This window comes from Sphingomonas aurantiaca (assembly GCF_003050705.1).
Taxonomy (GTDB): Bacteria; Pseudomonadota; Alphaproteobacteria; order Sphingomonadales; family Sphingomonadaceae; genus Sphingomonas; species Sphingomonas aurantiaca.
This window is the reverse complement of record NZ_QAOG01000004.1, coordinates 399,063-424,473: the sequence shown is the minus strand read 5'-3', so window position 1 is coordinate 424,473 and position 25,411 is coordinate 399,063. Positions and strand designations below refer to the sequence as shown.

Sequence of the window (25,411 nt, the reverse complement as noted above, 5' to 3'; positions counted from 1 at the left end):
ACTGCAGGATGGACTCCATGACCAGCGACCCACGTACCAGCCAGCCGACACGCTTTCCCGGCGAGCCGCAGCAACCGTCCCCCGGCCTCGTCGCAGAGATGAAGACCAAACCGGATCACGGGGAGGAAAGCTATGTCGGCAAGGGCTTGCTCAAGGGGAAGGTCGCGCTGATCACCGGCGGGGACTCGGGGATCGGCAAGGCCGTCGCGATCGCGTACGCACGGGAGGGTGCGGACGTCGCGATCTCCTACCTCGCGGTTGAGCAGGCGGATGCCGAGGATACGCGTGCCTGGGTGGAGAAAGCGGGGCAACGCTGCGTGCTGCTGCCGGGCGACATTCGCGACCGGGATCACTGCGTCGCGTTGGTCGAGCGCACCGTAGCCGACCTCGGCAGCCTCGACATACTGGTCAACAACGCCGCGGCGCAGACCATGAACGAGGATCTGGCCAGCATCGACGACGACGAGATGCAGGATGCCTTTGCCGCCAACGTGTTCGCGATGCTCCGTCTGGCCAAGGCCGCGGCACCCCATATGAAGCCTGGGTCCGCGATCGTGAACACCACCAGCGAGCAGGCCAAGGTCGCGGCCAAAAGTATGATCGTCTACGCGGCGACCAAGGGCGCGATCTCCAGCCTGACGGTCGGGCTGTCCAACTTGCTCATCGACAAGGGCATCCGCGTCAATGCCGTTGCCCCCGGCCCGATCTGGACGCCGATCCAGCCGATCGCGAAATCCACGGAAGAACTCGAGACGCTCGGCCAGGATACGCCGGTCGGCCGCGCCGGACAGCCTGCGGAACTCGCGCCAGCCTATGTTCTGCTGGCATCGCGCGAAGGCAGCTACATGACCGGCGCCGTGATCGCCGTGACCGGCGGTGTGCCGATCAACTGATCAGGCAAGGCCTGTCGGGACGTACGACCCAACAGGCCGTGTCGCCGCACAAAGGACGGATATGACGAAACCGACACTTGCCGAGAGGCCCGCTATCCTTGCCGCCAAGCGCCAACTCAAGATGGCGCGCTCGACCCATGCCTATGTCAGAGGCAATACGGCTAAATTCTACGAATGGCTCGATGCGTCGCCCGCCTCGCGCCGCGTTCCGCAAGGGCCGGCGATCTGGATCTGCGGCGACTGCCACCTTGGGAACCTGGGTCCGATCAACGATGGTGGCGGAAAGATCGCGATCCAGATTCGCGACCTGGACCAGGCCGTGATCGGTAACCCGGCACATGACCTGATCCGACTCGGCTTGTCGCTTGCAACTGCAGCACGTGGCTCCGACCTGCCCGGAGTGACGACTGCTCACATGATCGAGGAGATGGTCACCGGCTACGCCAGCGCGATGGCCGATCCCGCCAACGGTGACACCGGCCCGGAGCCGGATGCGGTCCGCAGCGTGAAGCGCCGCGCCATTGGGCGACGCTGGCGGCACCTCGCCAAGGAACGTTTTGCGACCCGCGAACCGCTGATTCCGCTCGGCGACAAATTCTGGCCGCTGGAGCGCTTCGAACGCGATGCACTGGCCGAGCTGGTCACAGAGCCCGAGGTCGCAGCCTTGGTCCTTTCGCTTGATGAAAAGGACCGCGATCGAACGGTCCGTTTGGTAGACGCGGCCTATTGGATGAAGGGTTGCAGTTCGCTCGGGCTGCTTCGCTTTGCCGCGTTGGTCGGGCTGAAGAACGCCAAGGGCCGGTCTGACTATGCGCTGATCGATCTGAAGGAAGCGACAAGCCCGATCGCGCCGGCTGCCAAAGGCGCGAAGATGCCAAAGGACGAGGCGATCCGTGTTGTCGAGGCGGCACGTGCGCTCTCCCCTCATCTCGGCAGCCGGATGGTCGCTGCACGTGCACTCGATCGGTCGCTGTTCGTCCGTGAATTGTCGCCGCAAGACTTGAAGCTCGAGGTCGAGCAGTTCAGCGCCGGACAGGCTGTGAAGGCCGCGCGCTACCTCGCCTTCGTCGTCGGCACGGCACACGCGCGCCAGATGGATGCCGATACACGTCACGCCTGGGCTGGTGTCCTCGATGCCGATCGCCGGGGCGCAATCGACGCACCCAACTGGTTGTGGGAGAGCGTCGTGTCGCTGGCGGGTAGCCACGAGGCAGGATATCTGGATCACTGCCGTCGATACGCGATGAGGGCGTAATCCGACCGCGCATCTCAGAATGGCTGCGAGGACAGGCACACTCGCGGTGGGAGCGAGACACGGCGCCCTCCGCGCCGACCGCAACCAGATACCGCATGAGGCCGCAGCGAGGGAGTTAGGCCGCCCTCGCCGCTCCCTCGACCTCAGCGATCGGTGTATCGCCCCGCCCGTGATCGGCCGCGTTAGGCACCACGCGCCGCCAAATCCCGTTGACGCCCTGCCGGCTTCGGCACGTTCGGGCTAAAGCTCTTGGCAAGCCGGTACAGCAGCGCCGCAAAGGCTTGTGCCGCGTACTGCGAGCATCGCGGGAATCGTGCCGTCGACCGTCGCGGTCCGCGCGCGCCCCGAAACAGCGGGTTTCAAGACGGTAGAAAGCGTCACAGAGTCCTGTGTCGAGAGCAGGTCAGGCGTGCGCGCGGGGGCCGGGCGTGAAGCCGTGTCCGCGTGCGCCGAAAGCGATGCAGAGGGCGATCAACGCGAGCAGGAGCACCGCCCAGGAGAATGCGCCCGCACCCGATTGATTGAGAAGAAGGCCGCCGACGATCCCGCCCGCAGCGATCGCACTGTTCCAAACCGTGGTAATCATGGCGCTGGCCAAATCGACGCCATCGCCAGCCGCATCAGCCGACGCCGTCTGAAGTTGCGTCGCAGCGCCCCCGAACGACAGGCCCCACAGGAGGATACCGGCGAACACCACCGCGGGAGCCGTAGCGAAGAGGGCGAAGGCCAGCGCCACGCCTGCGAAAGCAATCAAGCTGACCAGCACGAGGCGGCGCAACATGCGATCGACCAGCAGCCCCGTCACCCCGATACCGGCAAGTGCGGCGCCGCCGAACGTCAGCAGCAGCAGATCGACCCGTTCCTGGAGGCCCGACAGGACGGAAAACGGCGCGACATAGGTGTAGAGGATATTGTGCGCGGTCATCCAGGCGAAGATTGTTGCGAGGATCGGGCGGATGCCGGGTGTAGCGAAGACGGTGCTGATCGACAGCCGCCGGTGCGCCGCCTGTCCTGCGAAGTCAGGCACCGCCCACAACACCCAGCCAATCAGCAGGACCGTCGTTCCCGACATCGCAAAGAACGCTGCACGCCAGCCCATAGTCGCACCGAGAAAGGCCCCTGCCGGGACGCCGAGCGACAGTGCGATCGGCGTACCGACCATGGCGATCGCCAGCGCCTTGCCCTTGAGCCGGCCGACCACCATCCGGCGCGCATAGCCAGCCAGAATACCCCAGGCGAGGCCGGCCGCTACGCCGGCAAGGAAACGCACGACCAGCGTCAGCCAGTAATTGCCGGACATGGCGGTGATGGTGTTGAAGACGAGGAAGCCCATGATCGCCGCCAACAATGTCGGCTTGCGCCGCCAGCCTTGCGTCCAGGCGGTCAACGGTATCGCGGCGATAAGCGACCCCGCCGCATAGACGGTGACGGTCTGCCCGGCCAATGCTTCGGAAACGCCGAGACCATCCGAGATACGCGGCAACAAGCCAGCCGGTAGGGTTTCCGTCAGGATGGCAGTGAAGCCGGTCATGGCGAGCGCCAGCAGCGCAGAGATCGGCAACTGGTCGCGCTCGCCGTCCTCCCGCGCGGGGATTGGATCTGTCATTGGACGCCCTATTTGTGGATTGATTAGTCCACAAATAGGGCGTGCGTGAACTGGTTGTCAATGACTTCTGGATCAACTAAGCCAGAATTGACAAAGGAGCTTGATATGGCCCGTACTGGACGCCCGCGCGGCTTTGATCGTGACGAAGCAGTCACACACGCAATGCACCTGTTTTGGGAGCATGGCTTCGAGGGCGTGTCGCTGGAGCAGCTTCGCCGGTCGATGGGTGGTATTTCATCGGCGAGTTTCTATGCCGCGTTCGACTCCAAGGAGGCCCTGTATCGCACTGCGCTAGACACTTATCTCGCCACGCATGGCACGGTCATGTCGGCATTACGCGATCAACGCCTGACCCCACGTCAGCGGATCGAGCGAGCGTTGCGCCGCTCGGCGGAGATGCAGACCGATCCTACGCATCCGACCGGCTGCATGATCGCGCTTTCGAGTATCATCTGCTCCGAAGGTGGAGCGTCGGTTCAGGCGCTGACGAGCGCCGAGCGAGAGGCGAACCGCAAGGCGATCCTAGCCTGTGTCGAAACCGCGATCGCGGATGGTACGCTGCGGGGCGACACAAATCCGGCTGGATTGGCCACCTTGTTCGAGGGGCTTTTGGTTGGTTTGTCCATTCAGGCCCGAGATGGCGTTTCCACCAAAGACCTCGATGCAGGCGTCACACAGGCTCTGAGCGCTTGGGATGCGAACATTCCGCGATCCTAACGAACTTGCGCTGCGGCTTCTCTCCATCCCGGACAGTCCCCGGGTTCGATCTAAACCGGGAAGCCGAATCAACAACAAACGAACCAATTATTACCAGGCATCCATGACCGGCCGATCGGCGACGCAGAGACGCGCGGTTTTCGGTGATGAACGTCGCGAGGCTCATGGTTTACACCGCATCCTGGCTAAGCCCCGCCTACCTCAGATACTAGCTGCTAATGCGAGACGATTGCAATTGAATGGATCTGCTTCTACGGCCCCCTCAAAGGGAAATAGAATGAAGATTGCATTCGGCATGCTCGCCGCCAGTGTCCTGTCGACAGGCGTAGCAAGCGCGCAGGAAATACAGGCTGGCGATAGGGCGGACGACGCGCGGCGGAGAGATGTAGTCGTAACGGCTGCACGCACGAACCTCCCGGCGAGCGCCCTGCCCCTGACCGTCGACGTGATCGACCGCGAGACGCTGTCGCGTCAGGTCGCGGTGTCCGGCTCGGTCGTCGATGCGATCTCGGCGCTGCTGCCGGCCTTCTCGCCCACACGCGAAAAGATTACCGGCTTCGGCGAAACGCTGCGCGGTCGCTCGCCGCTCTATGCGATCAATGGCATCCCGCAGAGCACGCCAATCCGGGACGGCGCGCGCGACGGCTATACCATCGATCCCTTCTTCATCGACCGCGTCGAGGTCATCTACGGCTCAAACGCCCTGCAGGGCATCGGTGCGACCGGCGGCGTCGTCAATCAGGTCACCGCGAGCGCGCCGAAGCAAAATGGCTGGAGCGGACGCACGCTGCTTCAGGGTAACAGCGGCGACGATTTCGCAGGGGCATCGCTCGGCGGAAAGATCGCCGGCCTCGTCAATATGCGCAGCGGCCGGTTCGATGCGACCGGCGGCGTTGCGTTCGAGCGGCGCGGCGTCTTCGTTGATGGCCGTGGGCGGCGCATCGGCCTCGACGGCAACCAGAGCGAAATTCAGGATACGGACAGCCTGGCCTTCTTTGGCCGGGTCGGCGTCGATCTGTCCGACACCGCCCGGTTCGAGGTGATCGCCAACCGCTTCAAGCTGGAGGGCAACAATCACTATGTCGCGGTCGATGGCGACCGGACGCTGGGCATCCCCGCCACCAGCCGGAGAGGCGAAACGCCGGGCCAACCCTCCACGGGCCTTTCCGAGATGGTGTCGGCATCGCTGACGGACGGCAATGTGCTTGGCGGGGCGTTCACGCTTCAGGGCTTTTACAACCGGACCAGCGACACGTTCGCCGGTGGTGTCCTCGCGACGTTCCAGGATGCGAGGATCGCGCCCGTCGGCACGCTGTTCGACCAGTCGCGTAACGTCTCGCGCACGCTCGGCGGTAAGATCAGCTATGAACGCACGGTGCCGGGGCTCAAGGCACTGACGCTGACCGCCGGGTTCGACGCGTTGATCGACCGCACCAAGCAGGAGCTGGTGCAGACCGGCCGCAATTGGGTTCCGCAAACCGATTTTCGCAGTCTCGCGCCGTTCGGCCAGGCCAATCTCAAACTGTTCGATGGTGTCGTCAGGGTCGCAGGCGGGGTCCGCTACGAGACCGTACAGCTCGATATCCCTGACTATACGACGCTTGCGAGTGCCAGCGCGCGGGCCGTCATCGGCGGCAAGCCGTCCTTCGACCGCGCATTGTGGAACGGCGGTGTCGTGCTGGAGCCGGTCAAGGGTATCCGCGCCTATGGCAGCTATGCCGAGGGTTACACGATCGCCGACATTGGGCGTGTCCTGCGCGGTATCACCCAGCCGAACATCCGGATCAGCGACTTTCTCGATCTGACCCCGGTGATCTCGAACAACCGCGAGATCGGCGTCGAAGTGAAACAAGGTCCGCTGGACGCCAGCGTGACCTATTATTGGTCGTCGAGCGATCTGGGGCAGGTGCTCGTCCGCAGCAGCGACGGGTTCTTCAACGTCGCGCGCCAGCCGATCGACATCGAGGGTCTGGAATTGAACCTTGCTGTTCGCACCCCGCTGCCCGGTCTCAAGCTCGGCACCGGTTTCAGTCATCTGAACGGGCGCACCGACACCAATGCCGATGGCATTTTCGATGCCGATCTGGACGGCGCCAACATCTCGCCGGATCGCCTGAACCTCAACCTGGATTACACCCGCGGCCGCCTGAGTGCACGGGTACAGGGACGCTATTATTTGTCCCGCCGCTTCCAAGGACAGCCGATCGCCAACGACTTCGTCGGCTATCGGCTGTTCGACGCGTATGTCGCCTATGAACTCCCGGTCGGTCGCGCGATGTTGAGCGTGCAGAATCTCGGCAATACCGATTACGTTACTTATTATAGCGATACGCAGGGTCCGACCGACAATGCGCGCTTCTATACCGGGCGGGGTCGCAACGTCACGTTGAGCTGGCAGGCCGGCTTCTGATGCGCATCCTGTCCCTGCTGCATCGCTGGATCGGCGCGATCGGCGGTCTGCTGCTGGCCGTACTGGGTCTCACCGGTACGCTGCTCGTCTGGCGGAACCAGCTGACCTTCGTGGCGCACGCCGGCGATACAGTCCGGCCCGATCCGGTATCGCTGGCCCGGGCCGTCGACGCAGTCTCGCAAGCGTCGCCCCCGATCGACCGCATCACCTTCGCAGGCGACGGTCTGGGCGTGCATCAGCTCCTCTTCGCAGACGGCAGCGGTGCCTATGTCAGTCAGGCCGGCGAGACGGTCGAACGCTGGTCCTCGTCATGGCAGCGACCGGAATTGTGGGTGTTCGATCTCCATCATCACCTTCTGATCGGCGATGCTGGCGAGACGATGACAGGGGTCGCCGGGCTGACCGGGTTGTTCTTCGTCATTACCGGAGTAGTCCTGTGGTGGCGGATGCACAGCCGCTTCCGGCTGCGGTTATGGCCTGCGTCGATGAAGCCCGGCGCAGTCGTCCATCACCACCGGGACATGGGAGTCGTGACGGCGCCGTTGCTGCTCGTGTCGCTGGTGACGGGCGTTCTGATGGTTTTTCCCGCGCTTGGCGGGCCCTTGCTTGCCGAAACACGGACGCACCCACCCAAAGTCGACAGCGTCCGGGTTACGCCATCCACGCATGACCTGAAGCCACTTTTCACCGCGGCTGCCGCGATGTTTCCTGGTGCCGAACTTCGCCGCCTGCAAATGCCGCGCAAGCCCGGCACGCCCGTCGTGCTGCGCCTCCGCCAATCCTTCGAATGGACGCCGAACGGACGGACGTTCGTGTACGCCGATCCGGCTACGCTGACGATCCTGGCCCATGACGATCCGGCGACCCGGGGAAACGCGGCATCGATCCGCGAAAAACTCTATCCCGTGCACGCTGCCAAAACTGGCGGCATTGCATGGAAACTCGCCATGACCGCGTCGGGCATCGTACTGACCCTGCTTGGCAGCCTGGCGGTATACGGCTTCTGGCGGACGAAATGGAACATTGGCCAGAGCAAGCGGCGGAAGCGGAAACGCAGCTGAAGCAGGACGTTCATCACAATGTCTGAGACTCGAACGACCGCCTGGTCATGGAGCTCGAGACCACATCCTGGCGGCTTGATGCCTTCTTAGAGTTGGTTGACGGCCGCCTGAGGGACAAATGCCGGAACACGCACTTTCGACGTGGATGAGAAACCGGAGCCCCTTCGGCCAGTTGCGAAGCTGCCCCCTCCATACGGGCTAGCGGTCATAGATATATCGTCTATGCTGGATACATGGATACCGAATTGGCAATCGTCGCGCTCGGGGCGCTAGCGCAGGGCACCCGCCTCGACGTGTTCCGCCTGCTGGTCCGGCACGAGCCCGAAGGGATGGCGGCGGGCGCAATCGCCCGCCAACTTGACGTGCCGCAGAACACGATGTCGGCGCATCTCGGGATACTCGCCCGAGCCGGCATCGTGCGCGCCGAACGGCACAGCCGGTCCATCATTTATCGTGCCGATCTCGACAGCCTGCGCGCACTGACGCTGTTCCTCGTCAAGGACTGCTGCGCCGGTTCGCCCGAGCTGTGCGCGCCGCTTATCGCCGAACTGACCCCCTGCTGCTGAAAGGACACGCCATGGCCGTCGACGTCGTGATCTACCACAACCCCGCCTGCGGCACGTCGCGCAACACGCTGGCGCTGATCCGCAACGCCGGCATCGAGCCGCACGTCGTGGAGTATCTGAAGACCCCGCCCTCGCGCACGCTGCTGGTCGAACTGATCGACCGCGCCGGCATCACGCCGCGGGATCTGCTGCGCGAGAAGGGCACGCCCTACGCCGAACTTGGCCTCGGCGACACCTCGCTGACCGACGCCGCGCTGCTCGACGCGATGATGGCGCACCCGGTCCTGATCAACCGGCCGCTCGTCGTCTCGCCGCTTGGCGTGAGGCTCTGCCGTCCGTCCGAAGCCGTCCTCGATCTGCTGTCCGAGCCGCAGCGGGGCGCGTTTGCCAAGGAGGATGGCGATCAGGTGGTGGATGCCGCCGGACAGCGCCTCGCCTGATGCTCCTCGCCCTCGCCATCTTCGCCGTCACGATCGCGCTCGTCATCTGGCAGCCCCGCGGCCTCGGCATCGGCTGGAGCGCGCTGGGCGGCGCGGCCGTCGCGCTGCTCGTCGGGGTGGTCTCGCTGTCCGACGTGCCGGTGGTGTGGGGCATCGTCTGGAACGCGACCGCGACGTTCGTCGCGATCATCATCGTCAGCCTGCTGCTCGACGAGGCCGGATTCTTCGAATGGGCGGCGCTCCACGTCGCCCGCTGGGGCGGCGGACACGGTAGACGGCTGTTCGTCCTGATCGTCCTCCTCGGCGCAGCCGTGTCGGCGCTGTTCGCCAATGACGGCGCGGCGCTGATCCTGACGCCGATCGTCATCGCGATGCTGCGGGCGCTCGGCTACCGCGACAAGGCAACGCTGGCGTTCGTCATGGCGGCGGGCTTCGTGGCCGACACGGCCAGCCTGCCGCTGATCGTCTCCAACCTGGTCAACATCGTGTCGGCCGACTTCTTCCGCATCGGCTTCGCCGACTATGCGTCGGTGATGGTGCCCGTGGACCTCGCGTCGATCGCCGCGACGCTGGTCGTGCTGCTGCTGTTCTTCCGCCGTGACGTGCCGGCCAGCTACGACGTGGCGCAACTCCGCGCGCCGGCCGACGCGATCCGCGACCGTGCTACGTTCCGGGCAGGCTGGATCGTCCTCGCCGCCCTTCTGGCTGGCTTCTTCCTGCTCGAACCCATCGGCGTCCCGGTCAGCGCAGTCGCCGCTGCCGGCGCGGTCCTGTTGCTCGTCATCGCCGCCCGCGGCGACGTGATCGAGACCCGCAAGGTGCTGCACGGCGCGCCGTGGCAGGTCGTCATCTTCTCGCTCGGCATGTATCTGGTCGTCTACGGCCTGCGGAATGCCGGTCTGACCGATCACCTTGCGGCTCTCCTCGACCGTACCGCGCAGGGCGGCGTCTGGGGGGCGGCGTTCGGCACCGGCATCATTGCCGCGCTGCTGTCGTCGGTGATGAACAACATGCCGACGGTGCTGGTCGGGGCACTGTCGATCGACGCGACCCAGGCCACGGGCGCGGTCAAGGACGCGATGATCTACGCCAACGTGATCGGTTGCGACCTCGGCCCCAAGATCACGCCGATCGGCTCGCTCGCGACGCTGCTGTGGCTGCACGTCCTCGGGCAGAAGGGCATCCGCATCGGCTGGGGCTATTATTTCAGGATCGGTGCGACCCTGACCGTCCCGGTGCTGCTGGTAACGCTCGCCGCGCTCGCGCTGCGGCTAGGTGCCGCCTGATGCCCCTGCGTGCGCTCTCCGACCCCGACCATCTGCCCGCGCTCGATCGACGCTTCGCGCTCGACCGGCCAGCGATCGGGCTGGGCCCGGGGGATCCACCCCCGCGAATCCTGTTGCTCTACGGCTCGCTGCGAGAGCGGTCATACTCCCGGCTGTGCGTCGAGGAGGCGGCTCGCCTGCTGCGGTTCTTCGGCGCGGAGACCCGGATCTTCGATCCTGCGACGCTGCCGTTGCCCGACCAGGTCGCCGGCGACGACCATCCGGCCGTCCACGAGCTACGCGAACTGTCGCTATGGTCTGAGGGGCATGTATGGTGCAGCCCCGAGCGGCACGGCCAGATCACCGGCATCATGAAGCTGCAGATCGATCACCTGCCGCTGTCGATGGGCGGGATGCGACCGACGCAGGGACGGACGCTCGCCGTCATGCAGGTGTCGGCGGGATCGCAGTCGTTCAACAGCGTGAACACCCTGCGCGTCCTCGGCCGCTGGATGCGGATGGTGACGATCCCGAACCAGTCGAGCGTCGCCAAGGCATTCGAGGAATTCGACGACGCCGGCCGGATGAAGCCGTCCAGCTATTACGACCGGATCGTCGACGTGATGGAGGAGCTGGTGCGCTTCACGGTCCTGCTGCGCCCGCACGCGACCCAGCTCGTCGACCGGTATTCGGAACGGAAGGCCGCTGGCGTGCCGATCGATCCGGCATCCGATCTGTCGAGCATCGCTACGGTCCCGCACCGACCGAGGTGAACCGGTTTGGGGGAGCGCCCCCTGCCCCAGGGCTGCCGCGCAGACCAACTAGCGGACGTTCGCGGGCCTACCGGACTGAACCTCGGCGCTATCCCTTTCCTTTGCGAACGGCTGGTTGTTTGGCGACAGGCGACCCTCGGCGACGCGGCGGTAACGGTCACCATCCCCTAGCACGGGTGTCCCGACGGGGATCGAGGGCTGGGGCTGGCGGGCTTCAGCTATGGTCGCCCCGCTAAGCCCACAGACATCGCCTTACCTGCTGCAATGCCCGAAAAGATCGTTCAGATACGCCGCCAGATGCAGCCCCGATTTGGTCATCTGCGCATGGAGCAGCGGCCGGGCGTTGTAGAGATAGTCGCCATCGATCGTCTTCGACTTGGGATAGACCCGCGGATGAAGCGCCCGCGCCTCGTCGACCCACGCCACGGGATCGGGGGTCGACCAGGCGATCGCCTGCTCGCTGGTAATCCGGGCGAGCAGATAGTCGGTCCATTCAGTGTAGGACATCTGCTCGCTGTCGATCAGCGTCGAATCCCAGATCGTATGCAGGTTGGTCTGTTCGCCGCGCAGCGTCACGATCTCGTCATTGCCGCCGCGGTCGCGGCCATTGCCCGAATGCAGCGGCTGGCCGAGATCGCCCGCGATATGGACGATCATCCGTAGTGCGTCGCGTCGCGCGGCGATCGGCGCCACGCGGTCGCGCACGACGGCCCGGAATTTGGCCAGCGCCGACACCGCGTCGCCCTGCGGGGGTACGCCGGCCTGCGTATAGGTCTTGCCGTCGGGGATCGTGACGAAATGCCAGTTGAAGGTCGTCTTGCTCCAATAGGGATCGGACTGCATCCGCATATAATCCGCCCAGTTGGCAGCATCGGCGAGCGTCTCGACACCGAGGAGATCGCGGATCTCCAGCCGGGTATTGCCGCAGATGAAGCGGTCCGCGATCGCGCCGCTGACGCGGTGCCCGGTCGGCCCCCACGCCATCGCCGGCGTCGATGCCATCGCCAGCGCACCGGCGAGAAAGGCCCTGATGAATCGCATGGTGTAATCCTTGTGCGCGACGGGGAGGCGTCGCAGCCTCCCCGTCCGTCGATCAGAAGTCGAAGCGGAGGCCGACCCGCATCTGCCAGAGCGAGGCGCTCTGATAGGTCGTGGCGGTCTGCCGGCTCGCATTGGAGTAGAGATAGCGCACGCACGGATTGCCCGCCGCCGCGACGCACGACACGTTGGCGATGCTGACCGAGTCCGAGAAGACCTTGTACGTGTTCCAGTTGCGGTTGAGCAGGTTCAGCACGTTCTCGACATCGGTGAAGACCTTCGCCTTGCCGAAGAAGAACGGGATCTCCTGCGACACGTGGAGATCGAGTTTCGAGAAGCCGGGCGACGTGCCCAGATTGCGCGGCGCGATCGCGCCGTAATATTTGCGCAACTTGCTGCCGTCGACGCTGGCACGCAACGCGTCGAGCGTCGCCTGGTCGGCGAACTCGACCATACCGACCTGCGGACGCCCCGCCGCGTTGATGATCGCCGCCTGATCAAAATCGGGGACGTAGAACAGATGCCGCCCGTTGCCGCCGACTGTGCCGAACACCTGCGACCGGCCGTTGCTGACGTCGGTAAAGGTGTAGCTGTACGGGCGCCCGCTGCGGAATTCGCCGAACAGGTCGATCCGTAACTCGTTGTCGCCGAACAGGTCCGCGCGATAGCCGATCTGCACCTTGCCGTTGTGCCGGGTCTCGAAGCTCGACCGGCCGAGCGTGCCGCGGTTCGGATCGGCGGTGGTGACGCCCAGCAACTCGGTCGGCGTATAGCCGGTGAACGAGCCGACGTCCTTCACGTCCGAATAGATGTAGTTCGCACCCAGCGAGAGCCCACCGATCCGCTTGCCCAGCCCGACGCCGAGGACGCGCGAACTGCCCTGGCCCGTGTTGCGCAGCACGATGTCCCAATTGGCGCCGACCGCGGGATTGTAGCGCGGACGGCCATCCGGGAGCACGCCGACCTGCGTGGTGCGGACGTCGGTCGCGACAAAGCCGTTATTCACTTCGCTGGCGAGCGCGCTGAGGTTGAATTCCCAATTGTCCGCGATCCAGCCGGGGCCGAACGGCAGGCTGCCCGACCAGTTGAGCGCGACATTGGCCTTCCAGGTGGACGCCAGCTTCAAATCGGGGTCGAGCGCCCCGACCGATGCCGCCGCCGGCGCCCCGGCCCCTGCCAGATACTGGTCGACGACGCTCGGAATGCCCTTGCCGGTGACATTGTCGAGCGCCGCCGATCCCAGCGATGGGGCAATGTTGGCCGCGGCCCCGGTCTGGGTGGCATCGACGAAGCTGGTGCCGTTGCGCTGGAACAACAGGCTGTTCTGACGCACGCCGTCGTTCGAGAAGGAGTTCGAGAACCAGACGTCGGGCGTACCGCCGCCGAACAGGCCGGCGCCGGCCGACAGCCGCAGATTGGGCTTCGCATCCCAGGTCACGCCCAGCCGCGGCTGCAGCACGCCGCCGGTCGGCATCGCGGCATTCGAGAAGCCGTACGCCGCCAGGAACCGGGCGTTGAGCTGCGGTCGGTCGGCGTCGACCCAGTCGTAGCGCAGCCCGCCGGTCACCGTGATATCGGGCGATACCGACCAGCTGTCCTGCACACCGAACGTATAGGACATGTAGTTGAAGCGCGCGGCCGCGTCCGCCGGATCGCCCGACAGCGCATTGGCATAGGTCAGCTGGTTCGCGCGTCCCGCCTCGAGATCGGCGATCGAATCGAAGTAATATTTCCCCTTGGTCGCGGCGACGAACAGGTTGTTGATCTTGACCTGCTGCCCTTCGGCCAGAAGCTTGATGACGTGGCCGCCGCCCGAATATTGACCCGACCACGATACGCCGCTGTTACGGATGCTGAGATAGTTGGACTGGCGAAACTGGTCGGGGCCGAGCAGGACGCGGCCATTGGGGTTGGCGCCGGTCGGGGCGAGGCAGTTCAGCCCGCTGCCGCGCGACACGGTGTCGAGGCAGACCTCGAACTCGGGAAAATCGCTGCCGCCATAGGGGTTCTGCGTCCGCTCGTAATCGCGGCGCGTGACGCGCAGCTCGGTCGAGAAATTGTCGCTCCAGTTGGAATTCAGCTGGGCGGCATAGGCGTTGGTCGTCTCGCCGAGCAGATAGAAGTTGGATTGCAGCCCGACCGACGGGTTCGAGCCCGTCTCGCTGAAGCCGACATCGCGCGGCACCTCATTCTTGTGGTAGATATAGGTCAGCGCGAGCCGGTGCCGGTCGCTGATGTTCCAGTCGAGCTTTGCTGACGCCTTCTTGTCCTTTTCCGGCAACGTCTTGGCGATGTCGAGCGGATCGAAGCCGTAGCGGCTGTTCAGGATGCTGCGGACGCGGTCGACATTGGCGCGGGTGACGAACGGGATCTCGGTGCTCGCGCCCTCCCCCGTCAGACCGCGCGCGCTGACCTGGCTTTCCTTCAGCTGCTCATAGGAGACGGCGAAGAACAGTTTGTCCTTGATGATCGGGCCGGACAGGTTGCCGCCGTAATCGCGGAAGCTCGGCACCGGGGTCAGCCGGCCCGCCGCCGCCGGGACGATCGTCCCGTCCGAGCGTACATTGTCGTAGGTCTTCGTGCCCTGCAGCGAATCGTCGCCGAAGATCCCGAAGGTGCTGCCATGGAACCGGTTGCTGCCCGATTTCAGGATGATGTTGACCGATCCGCCCTGAAGATCGCCCTCGGCAATGTCGATCGGGACCGCCTTGACGTTGAGCTGGTCGATCGCGTCGAGCGAGACGATGCCGCGCGCCGACGGGAGGCCGCCGGCGTTGAGGCCGAAATCGTCGCCGATCGCGACGCCGTCGATCGTGAAGCGATTGCCGCGCGGGCTGGCGCCGCCGATCGAGATCGCCCGACCGCGCGGGTTCGGATCGAGGCTGGTGAGCGGATCGCGGCGCAGCAGGTCGCGCAGGTCGCGGTTGACCGACGCGATGCCCTGGATCGCATCGGCGTTCAGGCTGGTCTGCCCGGCGATGGCGAGACCGTTACGCTTGGCGTTGGCGGTCACGACGATGTCGTTGCCGGTCTGCGGATCGAGCGCGACGTTCAGCGTGACGGTGCTGCCAGCGGCGGTCTGCACGCCTTCGATGGCTTTGCTGTCGTACGACGGTGCGTCCACGGTCACGCGGAACGGACCGCCGGCGCGGAGCCCGGAAGCGTTGAAATTGCCCGTCGTGTCGGTCGATTGGCTGACCTGCGTGCCCGACGGCATGTGAACGATCGTGACCGACGCGTTCGCGACGGGCCGGCCGCCCCCGTCAGTAACGCGACCCCGGACCGCGGAGGTTGTTTCCTGCGCGAACGCGGGCTGCACGCAAGCGACGGTAAGCGCCAGAACACTGGCGCCTATGGCGGTGAGTCTCATGAAATCTCCCTGGGGCGCTTGCCGTGTCGGTCTAGCGAAGGTCCCTATGGGCAGTGATCATGTCAGTACTGTTACGGATCCTGTCGTTCGCCGCGTATGGAGAATTTCCCTGGACGGGAGTTTCCCGACAACGAAGGCCAGTCCATACGAAACTAGCCTGTTCTGGTTGCCCGACAGATCTGTCCCGAACCCCGTGGATAGGCTCGTCTCATGCCCGAGATACTCTTCCATTGAGGAAAGCTGCGCCGAGCGGCAACGCCAGCATTGCCAACGCAGCCCCAGCGTGTGGAGCGGCAAGCCCGGCGGCAATTCCGGCATGTTCGAGACCGACAAGCCAGGCGGTGCCCCCTTTCCGCAACGGCTACAGCGACTGAACCGGCTTTTTCCGATGCGTGCAGCCGTTGTCGCGTGCCAACCGGCCGACACTGCAGGACAGTCAATAGACCGACGGAAACGCCGCGGGCGATCATTGCGCTCTATAATTACCGCATGGGCGTTTTCGGTTGCTTGGTACGTCCATGAGCATCCGTCAGTCACCCCCACAAACGCAACTGGATCGGCCTGGCGGGCGGGTTGAGCAGGCGCGAGTCGTTGGAACAGGGATTACGATGAAGCACGATCGCCTGCTGTTTACCGGTGTCCGCATGGTCATGCGCCTCGCCCCCAACGTGGCGCCGGTCGAGGCCATGCGCGGCGGTTCCGCGCCAGCACGCCACGCGTCCTGAAGTCTCCCGCCAGCGCGTCTCCGCCCATGACTGTCGATTGAAAGAAGCGTGATGTTCAAATCCATGAAAATCCCGAGAAAACTGGCGCTTTCGTTTTTGATCATCTGCGTCTCGGCGGCCGCGATGATGGGGGTGTTCTTCACGAACATCACGGCAATCCGCAACGCATCCGAAAGCAACAATCTCAGCCAGGACATTCATGCCAAGACGCTGACGCTCGAAACGTCGCTGCTGCGCCAAAACAGCCAGATGCGCGGCTTTCTCGTTACGGCAGATCCGACCTATCTCAAATCCTATACCGAAGCCGAACGCGCTTATGACGCCGCGTCGGGCGAGCTCGAACCGTTGCTGACCGAACCATCGCTGCGTGCCGCACTGCTCAAATCGCGCGCGGCGACGCTCGATTGGCGCAAGGCCTGGGGCGACCGTCTGATCGCGCGCGTCAAGGCAGGCCAGCGCAAGAGCGCGGAGGCCGAGGTTCGCGCAGCGGGCAAGGCGGTGCTGACCAGCGCAGCCGTCCTGCCGCTGCGCGATATCCGCGATGCCGAAGTCGCGCTCATCGCCAAGAACTCCGCCAGCCAGCAGGCTGCGATCGCGGCTGCGGTCAAGGGGTTGATCATTGGCGGAATCGTACTGATCGCGATCGCCGTCACTCTCGCCTTCGGGCTGAGCCGGCTGATTGCGCAACCGGTGTCGCGCCTGACCACGACAATGGGCGATCTCGCCGCGGGCAAGAACCATCTTACGGTCCCCGATCTCGATCGAGGCGATGAAATCGGCGACATGGCGCGCGCGGTGCTGATATTTCGCGATGCCGCGGTTGCCAAGGAAGCCGCCGACCAGGGCGCGGCGCGCGCCGAGGCGGAGCAGCAGATGGTCGTCAACACCGTCTCGCTGCATCTGTCGCAGGTTGCCGAGGGTAATCTCACCGCCGAGATCACGCGAGATTTCCCCAGCACCTATGGTGCGGTGAAGACCAATTTCAACGCTGCCGTGATCGCCTTGCGCGAGCTGATCTCCTCGGTGCGCGGGTCGACCGTATCGATCCGGACCGGGTCGGTCGAGATCGCCCAGGCGTCGGAGGATCTGGCACGGCGGACCGAGAGCAACGCGGCGAATCTCGAAAGAACGTCTGCCGCGGTCATCCAGATCGACGGCCGCCTGAAGAATACCGCCGAAGCCGCCAACCGCACCGCCGAACGCGCCAGCGGCACGATGACCACCGTGGCCGACGGGCGCTCCACGGCGGACCAGGCGGTGCAGGCGATGAGCCGCGTTTCCGATAGCGCCAAGGGGATCGACAGCGTGATCGAGGGACTCGACAAGATCGCGTTCCAGACCCGCGTGCTGGCGATGAACGCGGCAGTCGAGGCCGGGCGTGCGGGGGATGCCGGCCGCGGTTTCGCCGTCGTCGCCGATCTCGTCTCGGCCCTGGCGATGCGGGCCGAGGAGGAAGCCGGTCGCGCGCGCGACCAGTTGAGCGCCACCCAGACCGACATCGTCACCGCGGTCGAGGCGGTGCACAAGGTCGATGCCGCACTGGCCGACATCACGACCGGCGTCAGCGACGTCAACGAGTTGCTCGGCGCGATTGCGACGGACAACCAGGCACAGTCCAGTGCGATCACGCAAATCAGCGCGGCGATCTCGACGATGGACGAGGCAACCCAGCAAAATGCGGCGATGGTCGAGGAGACGTCGGCCGCCGCGCGCAACCTCGCTACCGAGGTCAACGGCCTGTCCGAACACGCTGCCAAGTTCAACGTCGGCAGTCCGGTCGGCGCTGCCCACCGTTCGAGCCAGGCGCGGTTCTCAGGGTCGGTGAAGCAACTTCCGACCGCGGCGGTAGCCCGGCTAGTCCGTCCGGCAGCTGATGCGGATGAGTGGCAGTCCTTCTAGCCGCAGACATGTGCCTTTGTGCTGACCGCACTGCAGCAGCGCTGGAAAGGCGATGTGACCATGGTTGCTTGCGCGCCGGACCGCGGAGAATTGTGGCGTCATGCCAACGTGGCGCGTGCTTTGGGGTCGCCGTTTGTGGCGGCCGTGCTCGAGGCCGGCGAGCGCCAGTTGGTGCGCGCACCGCGCACGGCGGCGCTTATCCGCGACTGGCCGGGCGACCCCCGCCGGGATGCGGTGGCGATGCGCTTCAACGCTGCGCTCCATGCGCTCGCCCGGCATGGGCGATTACCGGCGCTCAGCGCGCTCTACGCCAACCAGCATGACGACTTTGACGGCGCGATCGGCGCCGCGATGGTGGAGCAGGACGACGTCATCGCGGTGTCGATGCGCGACATGCCGCAGACCAACGAAGTCGGTCGGTCCGCCGCGATCGCCGCGGCGCTGATGGTGGCACGGCGGCAGTTCGGCTTGCCGTTCGCGCTGCTCGAGATCGGATCGAGCTGCGGGCTCAACCTCAATCTCGGCTATCACGAGTATGACTTGGGCGGCGTTCCGGCCGGAGTCACCGGCTCGCCCGTAAAGATTGCGCCGGCATGGTCGGGCGGAAACCCGCCTCCTGCCTCGATCGAGATCGTCACGGCCAGGGGAACCGATCTCAATCCGCTCAACGCCAGCGACCCGCATATGCGGGATCGGTTGTTGTCGTATGTCTGGGCCGATCAGGCCCTTGCGCAAGCCGCCTTCGAACTCGAGCCCCTTGGCCTTGTAATCGCGTGCGATCACGCTGCCGTTGGCGGTGTTGATGTTCGAATCCTGTGCCTCGACATGGAAGCCGGTGAGGTTAAGCGTCAGGTTCGCATTGCGATACTTCACACCGATCTCAGCCTGCTTGACCGGGTCGTAAGCGGCCTGCGGAATGGCGAGCGCGCCGGTGCGGTTGTCGATCACCGCGCCGAAGGTAATGCGATCGGCATTGGCCCGCGCGCCCCGGCTGTAGCGCGCGAACACCGCGAACGGATCGGACACGCGGAAGTTGATGCCGGACGAATAGGACAGATATTTATAGCTATAGTCGACCGGCGCGGGCGAACCGACCGGGGTGATGCCGACGCGCTGTTCAGGCGGGGAGATCACGCCGTTGCCGTCAATGTCGCGCGCGACCTGGCCGATCCGACCGCCACCCAGCTCGACGCCGAACACCTGGCCCTTCGCGCTGCCCATGTCGTAACGCAGGCTGCCGCCGATCGACAGCCGGCCGAAGCGGTAATTGGCCGAGGCGAAGGGCGCATTGACGTCATAGGCGAGCCGCAGCGTGCGGCGCTGCGTGCCCGACAGCGGGTTGTAGGCGTAGAGCCCCCCCGCCGTGACCGGGTTGCCCGCAGCGTTGAACACGTCGAGCAACGCGGCATCGCCGCCGCCGCGGATATCGGTCACCGCGACGCCGTACAGGATCGAGGTGTCGATCTCCTGCCGCGCCTTGTAGAAGCCGACCGTCGTGGTCAGGGTGTTGCCGCCGATCGCCCATTCGCGGCTGGCGCGCAGATCGTTGGTGATGTTGCCGACATCCTGCTGGCGGCGATCGCGGATGTTGTAGATGCCGATCAGCCCGTTGCCGTTGAGCGACGCCGGGTTGGCGATCGCCTGGCCGGCATTGGCGCCGCTGGCGTAGCGGAAGCTGCCGCCCGTCGCGCCGAGCCGAGTCAGTGCGGCGGCGGGCGACAGGATCTGGCTGCTGAACGGGCCGATCAGCCCGCCCGAGCGGTTGGCGTAGCGGAACCGGTCGATCACCGTCCAGTCGGCGATGGTGACCCGGCTCTCTACCCCGAACGACGTTTCGCGGACGCGCTGGCCGTCGCGGATATCCTCCTGGATCGGCTGGTTGCGCTCATCGAGCAGCGTCACCGACTGTAGCGCGCGCGTCGACAGCGTGTCGTGGGTCGGGTCGAACCCGGGAATCGCCTGCAGCTTGGGGTCGGCATCGGTCCCCGTCGCACGCAGCGGTACCGAGTCGTAGAAAGGCGAACGATCGTCGAGCACCTTGCCGTAGAGGCGGACATAGCCGCCGGTGAATTCCTTGGTGATATTCGCCTTGATCTGGCCGCCGCGCTGCCCGTCGAAGCCGATCCGGCGCGGGCCCTCGCCCTGGCGGAAGAACCCGCCGACATGATATCGCACGCTCGGCGTCAGTCGGCCGCCATAGTCGAAATCGGCCCGAAACTGGTCGAAATCGAGTCCCGCGGTCAGCGCCACCGCACCGCCCTCGACTTCGCCGGTCTTGGAGATGAAGTTGATGATGCCGCCGGGCGAGTTCGACGCGAAGGTCGACGCCGACCCGCCGCGGATCGCTTCCACCTGCGCCAGGTTGAGATCGACGCGCAGGAACGAATCCGAGCTCGCGCCGACGATGTCGCCAAACTCCATCACGGGCAGCCCGTCTTCCTCCAGCTGCACGAACTTCGCGCCGGAGGAGGACAAAGGCAGGCCGCGAATGGTGATGTTGGCGATGCTTTCGCCGTTCGGCGCCTCGGCCAGGATGCCAGGAATGTTGCGCAGCAGATCGCCGACCGAGCGCGGCGCCATCTTGGCGATGTCGGCTTCGCGCAGCGCACTGGTCGAGGTCGCGCTGTCCAGCCGGTCGCGCCCCTTGGCGACGCCGGTCGAGAAGACTTCCGCGACGGGGGCCTTTTTCTTGGGGGCAGTGTCGGCGGGTACGGTTTCGCGGTCGGTCTTGGCAAATGCTGGCGGGGCGAACGCGAAACAGGCGACGCCGGCCAGGAGCAGTTTCTTCATTTGAGGGTCCGCTTTCTCGAAGAATGGTCTCGCAGGATCGGCAAAAGATTGAATCCCCGACCGCTGGATGACGCCGGCGTTCGAACTGCCACTTCCTGACTTTATAGGAGGGCGGGACGCGCTCGGTGCAGGCGAGCCGATATATTGCGCCGGCGCGGGTATCGGGGGCCGGTCGGAGGATGCGCGCAGCGATGTCGCAGCCCGCGACGCGCTTGGTGGCGACGATGACGGGCTCGCTGTGTCACCTGGAACGCGATGGCCTCCTCGTCTGCTGCGACTATGGCGAGGTCCCGCCACGGGTGGATTACACGCCCACGCCGCTGGGACGGGGATCGCGCGCGGGGACGTGGATTATCGTCAATGGTCCGGTGTTTCGATCGGCACGGGACCGGTTCGACCGTGACGATCGCTGAACAAAAAGACTCCGGTCGACGCGAGCGACGTTCAGCGCTGAGCCATCGTCTCGACACCCGCGCAATACGCGTTCACGCACGTTTAGACTCTATATTTCTTGTTTGTGCACGTTCTAGCCGCCATAGACCGCGGATGCCCAATGACATCCCGTCCTCCCGCCGCGACACGATCCTTGCCCGCCTCGCCGCCGGCCAACCGGTTCGCTCCGGCGCGCTTGCCGAGGAGTTTGGTCTTTCAGAGGACGCGATCCGGCGCGATCTGCGCAGCCTTGCCGCAGAGGGCCTGTGTCGCCGCGTCTATGGCGGCGCCTTGCCGGTCGTCGCGGGTGCGACCCCGATGGTAGAGCGCGTCGGCGAGGATGTGCAGCGCAAGCAGGCACTGGCCGACGCCGCGCTCCGGTTCATCGAACCGAGCAGCTTCGTTTTCGTCGACAACGGCAGTTCCAACCTCGCCTTCGTCGAGAAACTGCCGCCGTATCTGAACCTTGGCATCGCCACGAGCTCGATCACGATCGCGGCCGCGCTTCAGCAACGCGACGACGTCGACGTGCTGGTGGTCGGCGGCATGATCGATCGGATGGTCGGCGGCGCGGTCGATGGCACCGCGCTCGAGACGATCGCGCGGCTCAACATCGACCTGTGCGTCCTCGGCGCATGCGCCGTGTCCGTCGCGGGGGGAGTCAGTGCGTACGACCCCGACGACGCCACCTTCAAACGCGCGTTGGTCGCCCGTAGCCGCAGGACGATCGTCCTCGCGACGAACGACAAGCTTGGTCGACACGCCCCGCACCGCGTGTGCGGCGTCGACGTCCTCGCGCAGATCATCGTCGAGCATGACGCCGACGCCGACCTCGTGCGCGACCTGGCGGAGGCCGGCGCGACGATCGCGCGCGCCGCCCCGCAAGCCCAGCCCTGATCCGAGGATAAGAGCCGTGGAAAACCCCAATTCCGGCGCGCGTCTCGCAACGCGCCTGGCCTTCCTCGTGTCCGGCTTCGGGCTCGCCTGTTGGGCACCGCTCGTTCCGCTGGCCAAGGCAAGGCTGGCGATCGGCGACGGATCGCTCGGGCTGCTGCTGCTGTGTCTCGGGCTCGGCTCGGTCGGCGCGATGCAGCTTGCCGGACCGCTGACGTCGAAGCTCGGCGCGCGACCTGCGATCCTCGTCGGTGGCATCGGGCAGGCGATTTTGCTGCCCTTCCTCGCCTTCGCGCCGACTGTGCCGACCATGGCGGTCGCACTGCTGCTGTTCGGTGCGTTCCTCGGCGTGATCGAAGTCGGCATGAACGTGCATGCGGTCGAGGTCGAGACGCAGGCCGGCACGCCGCTGATGTCCGGGTTCCACGGGTTGTTCAGCGTCGGCGGCTTTGTCGGATCGGCGTTGCTGACCGCGGTCCTGTCGATGCAGATTAGTCCGGTCGCCGGGGTCGTCACGGCATCGGTGCTGATGATCGCGACGCTCGCATTGGCCGCGCCGCGGCTGATCCCGACCCCCAAGACCGAGGAGACCCCGCTGGTCGTGGTCCCGCGCGGCATCGTGATCCTGCTCGCCGCGCTCGCGGCGATCACCTTCCTGACCGAAGGCGCAATCCTCGATTGGGGGGCGTTATTGCTGAGCGGCAAGGGCCTGCTGCCGGTCGCGCAGGCGGGGATCGGCTATAGCGTCTTCGCGGTGGCGATGACCGCCGGCCGCCTGACCGGCGACGCGATCGTCGGCAGGCTCGGGGACCGGCGGACAATGCTGTGGGGCGGGCTGCTCTCGCTTCTCGGCTATGGCGTCATGCTGCTCGCGCCAGTCGCGCCAGTCGCGCTGTTCGGGATCCTGCTGATCGGTCTTGGCGCGTCGAACGTCGTGCCGATCCTGTTCCGCCAGGCCGGCAGGCAGACCGTCATGCCCGCGGGCCTCGCGATCGCCGCGGTCACGACGATCGGTTACGCCGGGATCCTCGCGGGTCCCGCGGCGATCGGCTTTGTCGCGCAGGGCATCGGCCTGCCCGCGGCCTTCTGGCTGCTCACCGCGCTGCTGTGTCTCGTGCCGCTCTGCGCGAAGGCCGCCACCGCCAGCGGGCGGACATCCTGACCCTTCCCGACGCAGCCTTCCTTCATCGCCCGGATGTCTGCATACAATTTAGATCGATCGCCCCGCGACCGAGGACGTCCGTTCCGGGAAGGTCCCCACCACTCGACAAGTCTAACGACACCTTCGACAAGGACTGTATAGTCGGCTATTATAGATTCTATTCTAGCGCATTACGCCGGGGCGGGGGCAAAGATGGTCGATCAACTGACGCAGATCACCGACCAGTTCGAAGCATCATGGAATGCGCATGAGATGACTGTGTTCGGGCAGCTTTTTCATGACGATGCGACATTCGTCAACCGGTACGCGACCTATTGGCGCGGTGTTGATCAGATCGTTGCGGGGCATTGCGCGATCCACGACTCGATCTATCGCGACTCGTCGCTGCGGGTCGATCCGGCGGATATCGATCCGATCGACGACGATGCCGCGATCCTGCATTTCTGGACGCGGCTGTCCGCCGGTGCCGCGCATCCGGCCGGGCCGCACCAGGCCGATACGCTGATCCTCGCAGTCGCCACCCGCCGCAACGGCGACTGGCGGATCCAGGCCGCACAGAACGTGACGCTCGCCGATCCGCGTACCGGCCGGGAGCTTCTCCGCGCATCCTGATCCGCGCATGACCGCCCCCGAGGGGCCAGTGACCTAGCGTCCAAACCGCCTGATCTTTTGGGGGTATGCGACATGACGACACTGAACGCCGGTTTCGACGATCTTCACGACACGCCGTTCCTGACCCGCCACCGCTTCGACCGGCTGGTGGTGCCCGGTTTCGTCGCCGCGATCTGGGCCGCCATTCTGGCCGGATTCGTCCCCGATATCGTCGGTCATGTCCGGACGCAGGGCTTCTCCTATCCGATCATCGTCCATCTCCACGCGCTCGCTTTCACCGGCTGGCTTATTCTGCTCAGCGTACAGGTGGCTCTGGTCGAGACGGGCAATGTCGCGCTCCACCGGCGGCTCGGCGTGGCGGGCGCCGGGCTCGCCGGGACGATGGTCATCCTGGGGCCCATGGTCGCGCTCATGATGGGCAGCGCCGCGTTCGGTACGCCGCGCTGGGATCCCGGCTTCCTGAGCATCAGTCTCAGCGACATCCTGGCCTTTGCGGTGATCGTCGGCGCGGCGCTGGTGCTGCGCCGTGACGCCGCCGCGCACAAGCGGCTCATGCTGCTCGCGACGATTCAGATCGCCGGCGCGGGTTTCGGCCGGTTCATGGGGATCTTCCTGCACGGCCTTGGCGGCACCGGCTGGTGGGGATTCTTCGTTGGCGGGACGCTTGAACTCGACCTGCTGATCGTCGCGCTCGGTGTCTATGACATCGTCACACGCGGGCGGCTCCATCCCGTCTATCTTCCCACGGTCCTTGCGCTCTGGGGTCTCCAGGCCACCGCGATCACGCTCTATTTCACGCCGGCCTGGACGGCGTTCACGACCCACATTCTCGGCCACTGAGGCTCAGTGCGACACCGCCACGCAGGAGAGACGTGTCTGCTGCTGGCGACCCATGCAGCCGATTTCGGGATCAGTTTCGGTCCCACACAGTTCGCGCGTAGCCAGCCGTTGCTTGCAACACGTGGCATTCGTCAGGCAGGTTCATGGCAGCTTGCTGATGGTTTCATCGAGCGTCGCGACCGTCACGCCCAGCTTGCGGACGATCAGGTGATTCTGCGCCACCTGCGCATCGGGCGACAATGTCAGCCATTGATCGACCCGCATGCCGCCCTTCGTCGCAAAGCGGAGATGCAGCCGATTACCCACCGCCTCGCCCACCACCGGTCCGGACGCATCGGTCAGCGTTCCGGTATAGCGTCCATTGCCGAGCGGGCGTATCCCCCAGTGGCGATCGCGCGCAGGCCTGCCCTGCTGTTCGATATGCTGGTCGAGCACCAGCGTGCCATCGGCGCCGAGCCGCCCGACGCTGCTGACATGCGTCGTGACGGGCGCGTGCAGGACGATCTTCAGCGTGCCGACCCCATCGAGCCGTCCCGCGAAGAAGCGTTCCGCGACGAACGGCGGCGAGGCACTTACGGTGGCCATGCGCGGTCCGCTCGCACAGCTTGCGAGAAGCACGGCCAGCGCGACCGGAATGGCTGACCTCATAGGGTGCGACATCAT

General features: G+C 65.5%; 19 protein-coding genes and 2 pseudogenes. 16 read left to right on the top strand and 5 right to left on the bottom strand.

Annotated features, from left to right (window positions below; all coding sequences use genetic code 11):
• Positions 1–17 precede the first annotated feature (17 nt).
• A complete protein-coding gene (locus C8J26_RS13610) occupies positions 18–893 on the top strand; it encodes an SDR family oxidoreductase (protein ID WP_107958733.1) in 876 nt (291 codons plus the stop codon).
• A 61-nt stretch (positions 894–954) separates the two neighbouring features.
• Positions 955–2,148 carry a DUF2252 family protein gene (locus C8J26_RS13605; protein ID WP_107958731.1) on the top strand — a complete coding sequence of 398 codons (1,194 nt, stop codon included), beginning with the start codon at positions 955–957 and terminating at the stop codon, positions 2,146–2,148.
• A 403-nt stretch (positions 2,149–2,551) separates the two neighbouring features.
• On the opposite strand, the gene C8J26_RS13600 is transcribed toward C8J26_RS13605, so the two are convergent.
• On the bottom strand, positions 2,552–3,679 hold the full coding sequence (locus tag C8J26_RS13600) for an MFS transporter (protein WP_244185303.1): 1,128 nt from the start codon (positions 3,677–3,679) through the stop codon (positions 2,552–2,554).
• Positions 3,680–3,859: 180 nt separating this feature from the next.
• Here C8J26_RS13600 and C8J26_RS13595 point away from each other — a divergent pair, with 180 nt between their 5' ends.
• The 7 genes from C8J26_RS13595 (at position 3,860) to arsH (ending at position 10,986) form a co-directional block, all read left to right on the top strand.
• The gene (locus C8J26_RS13595; RefSeq protein WP_107958727.1) at positions 3,860–4,471 is read left to right on the top strand and encodes a TetR/AcrR family transcriptional regulator; all 612 of its coding nucleotides are present in this window, start codon (positions 3,860–3,862) and stop codon (positions 4,469–4,471) included.
• A 277-nt stretch (positions 4,472–4,748) separates the two neighbouring features.
• A complete protein-coding gene (locus C8J26_RS13590; RefSeq protein WP_107958725.1) occupies positions 4,749–6,881 on the top strand; it encodes a TonB-dependent receptor in 2,133 nt (710 codons plus the stop codon).
• A complete protein-coding gene (locus tag C8J26_RS13585; protein WP_107958723.1) occupies positions 6,881–7,942 on the top strand; it encodes a PepSY-associated TM helix domain-containing protein in 1,062 nt (353 codons plus the stop codon). Before C8J26_RS13590 ends, C8J26_RS13585 begins: the two co-directional genes overlap by 1 nt.
• A 233-nt stretch (positions 7,943–8,175) precedes the next feature.
• Positions 8,176–8,508 (top strand): ArsR/SmtB family transcription factor, encoded by a 333-nt coding sequence (locus tag C8J26_RS13580; RefSeq protein WP_107958721.1) that lies wholly within the window; start codon positions 8,176–8,178, stop codon positions 8,506–8,508.
• Between the two features lie 11 nt (positions 8,509–8,519).
• Positions 8,520–8,948, top strand: a complete 429-nt coding sequence (gene arsC / locus C8J26_RS13575; protein ID WP_107958719.1) for an arsenate reductase (glutaredoxin) — start codon at positions 8,520–8,522, stop codon at positions 8,946–8,948.
• Positions 8,948–10,234 carry an arsenic transporter gene (locus C8J26_RS13570; protein ID WP_107958717.1) on the top strand — a complete coding sequence of 429 codons (1,287 nt, stop codon included), beginning with the start codon at positions 8,948–8,950 and terminating at the stop codon, positions 10,232–10,234. Before arsC ends, C8J26_RS13570 begins: the two co-directional genes overlap by 1 nt.
• The gene (arsH, locus tag C8J26_RS13565) at positions 10,234–10,986 is read left to right on the top strand and encodes an arsenical resistance protein ArsH (RefSeq protein WP_107958715.1); all 753 of its coding nucleotides are present in this window, start codon (positions 10,234–10,236) and stop codon (positions 10,984–10,986) included. The genes C8J26_RS13570 and arsH overlap by 1 nt, the downstream gene beginning before the upstream one ends.
• Positions 10,987–11,238: 252 nt before the next feature.
• Here the strand turns inward: arsH and C8J26_RS13560 are convergent, their stop codons facing one another.
• On the bottom strand, positions 11,239–12,027 hold the full coding sequence (locus C8J26_RS13560) for a S1/P1 nuclease (protein WP_167398839.1): 789 nt from the start codon (positions 12,025–12,027) through the stop codon (positions 11,239–11,241).
• A gap of 52 nt (positions 12,028–12,079) precedes the next feature.
• On the bottom strand, positions 12,080–15,394 hold the full coding sequence (locus tag C8J26_RS13555) for a TonB-dependent receptor (RefSeq protein ID WP_107958711.1): 3,315 nt from the start codon (positions 15,392–15,394) through the stop codon (positions 12,080–12,082).
• Between the two features lie 776 nt (positions 15,395–16,170).
• On the opposite strand from C8J26_RS13555, the gene C8J26_RS13545 reads away from it, so the two are divergent.
• Together C8J26_RS13545 and C8J26_RS13540 are read left to right on the top strand one after the other, a co-directional pair.
• Entirely contained in the window at positions 16,171–18,018 is a 1,848-nt protein-coding gene (locus C8J26_RS13545) for a methyl-accepting chemotaxis protein (protein ID WP_107958707.1), read from the top strand.
• A 60-nt stretch (positions 18,019–18,078) separates the two neighbouring features.
• Positions 18,079–18,684 (top strand): annotated as a pseudogene (locus tag C8J26_RS13540) (DUF2332 family protein); the annotation flags it as partial.
• 81 nt (positions 18,685–18,765) lie between these two features.
• On the opposite strand, the pseudogene C8J26_RS13535 reads toward C8J26_RS13540, so the two are convergent.
• Positions 18,766–20,808, bottom strand: a pseudogene (locus tag C8J26_RS13535) (TonB-dependent receptor domain-containing protein); the annotation flags it as partial.
• A 191-nt stretch (positions 20,809–20,999) separates the two neighbouring features.
• Here C8J26_RS13535 and C8J26_RS13530 point away from each other — a divergent pair.
• The 5 genes from C8J26_RS13530 to C8J26_RS13510 all read left to right on the top strand — a co-directional run bounded on the left by C8J26_RS13530 (position 21,000) and on the right by C8J26_RS13510 (position 24,748).
• Entirely contained in the window at positions 21,000–21,221 is a 222-nt protein-coding gene (locus C8J26_RS13530; RefSeq protein ID WP_146168847.1) for a winged helix-turn-helix transcriptional regulator, read from the top strand.
• A 133-nt stretch (positions 21,222–21,354) separates the two neighbouring features.
• Entirely contained in the window at positions 21,355–22,137 is a 783-nt protein-coding gene (locus C8J26_RS13525; protein ID WP_107958703.1) for a DeoR/GlpR family DNA-binding transcription regulator, read from the top strand.
• Between the two features lie 16 nt (positions 22,138–22,153).
• Positions 22,154–23,296 (top strand): MFS transporter, encoded by a 1,143-nt coding sequence (locus C8J26_RS13520; protein WP_208631394.1) that lies wholly within the window; start codon positions 22,154–22,156, stop codon positions 23,294–23,296.
• Positions 23,297–23,488: 192 nt separating this feature from the next.
• Positions 23,489–23,908 (top strand): SgcJ/EcaC family oxidoreductase, encoded by a 420-nt coding sequence (locus tag C8J26_RS13515; protein WP_107958699.1) that lies wholly within the window; start codon positions 23,489–23,491, stop codon positions 23,906–23,908.
• Positions 23,909–23,980: 72 nt separating this feature from the next.
• Positions 23,981–24,748 (top strand): hypothetical protein, encoded by a 768-nt coding sequence (locus C8J26_RS13510; protein WP_107958697.1) that lies wholly within the window; start codon positions 23,981–23,983, stop codon positions 24,746–24,748.
• A gap of 141 nt (positions 24,749–24,889) precedes the next feature.
• On the opposite strand, the gene C8J26_RS13505 is transcribed toward C8J26_RS13510, so the two are convergent.
• Positions 24,890–25,396: a DUF3833 family protein gene (locus tag C8J26_RS13505; protein ID WP_279628946.1), complete on the bottom strand. Its 507-nt coding sequence runs from the start codon at positions 25,394–25,396 to the stop codon at positions 24,890–24,892.
• Positions 25,397–25,411 lie beyond the last annotated feature (15 nt).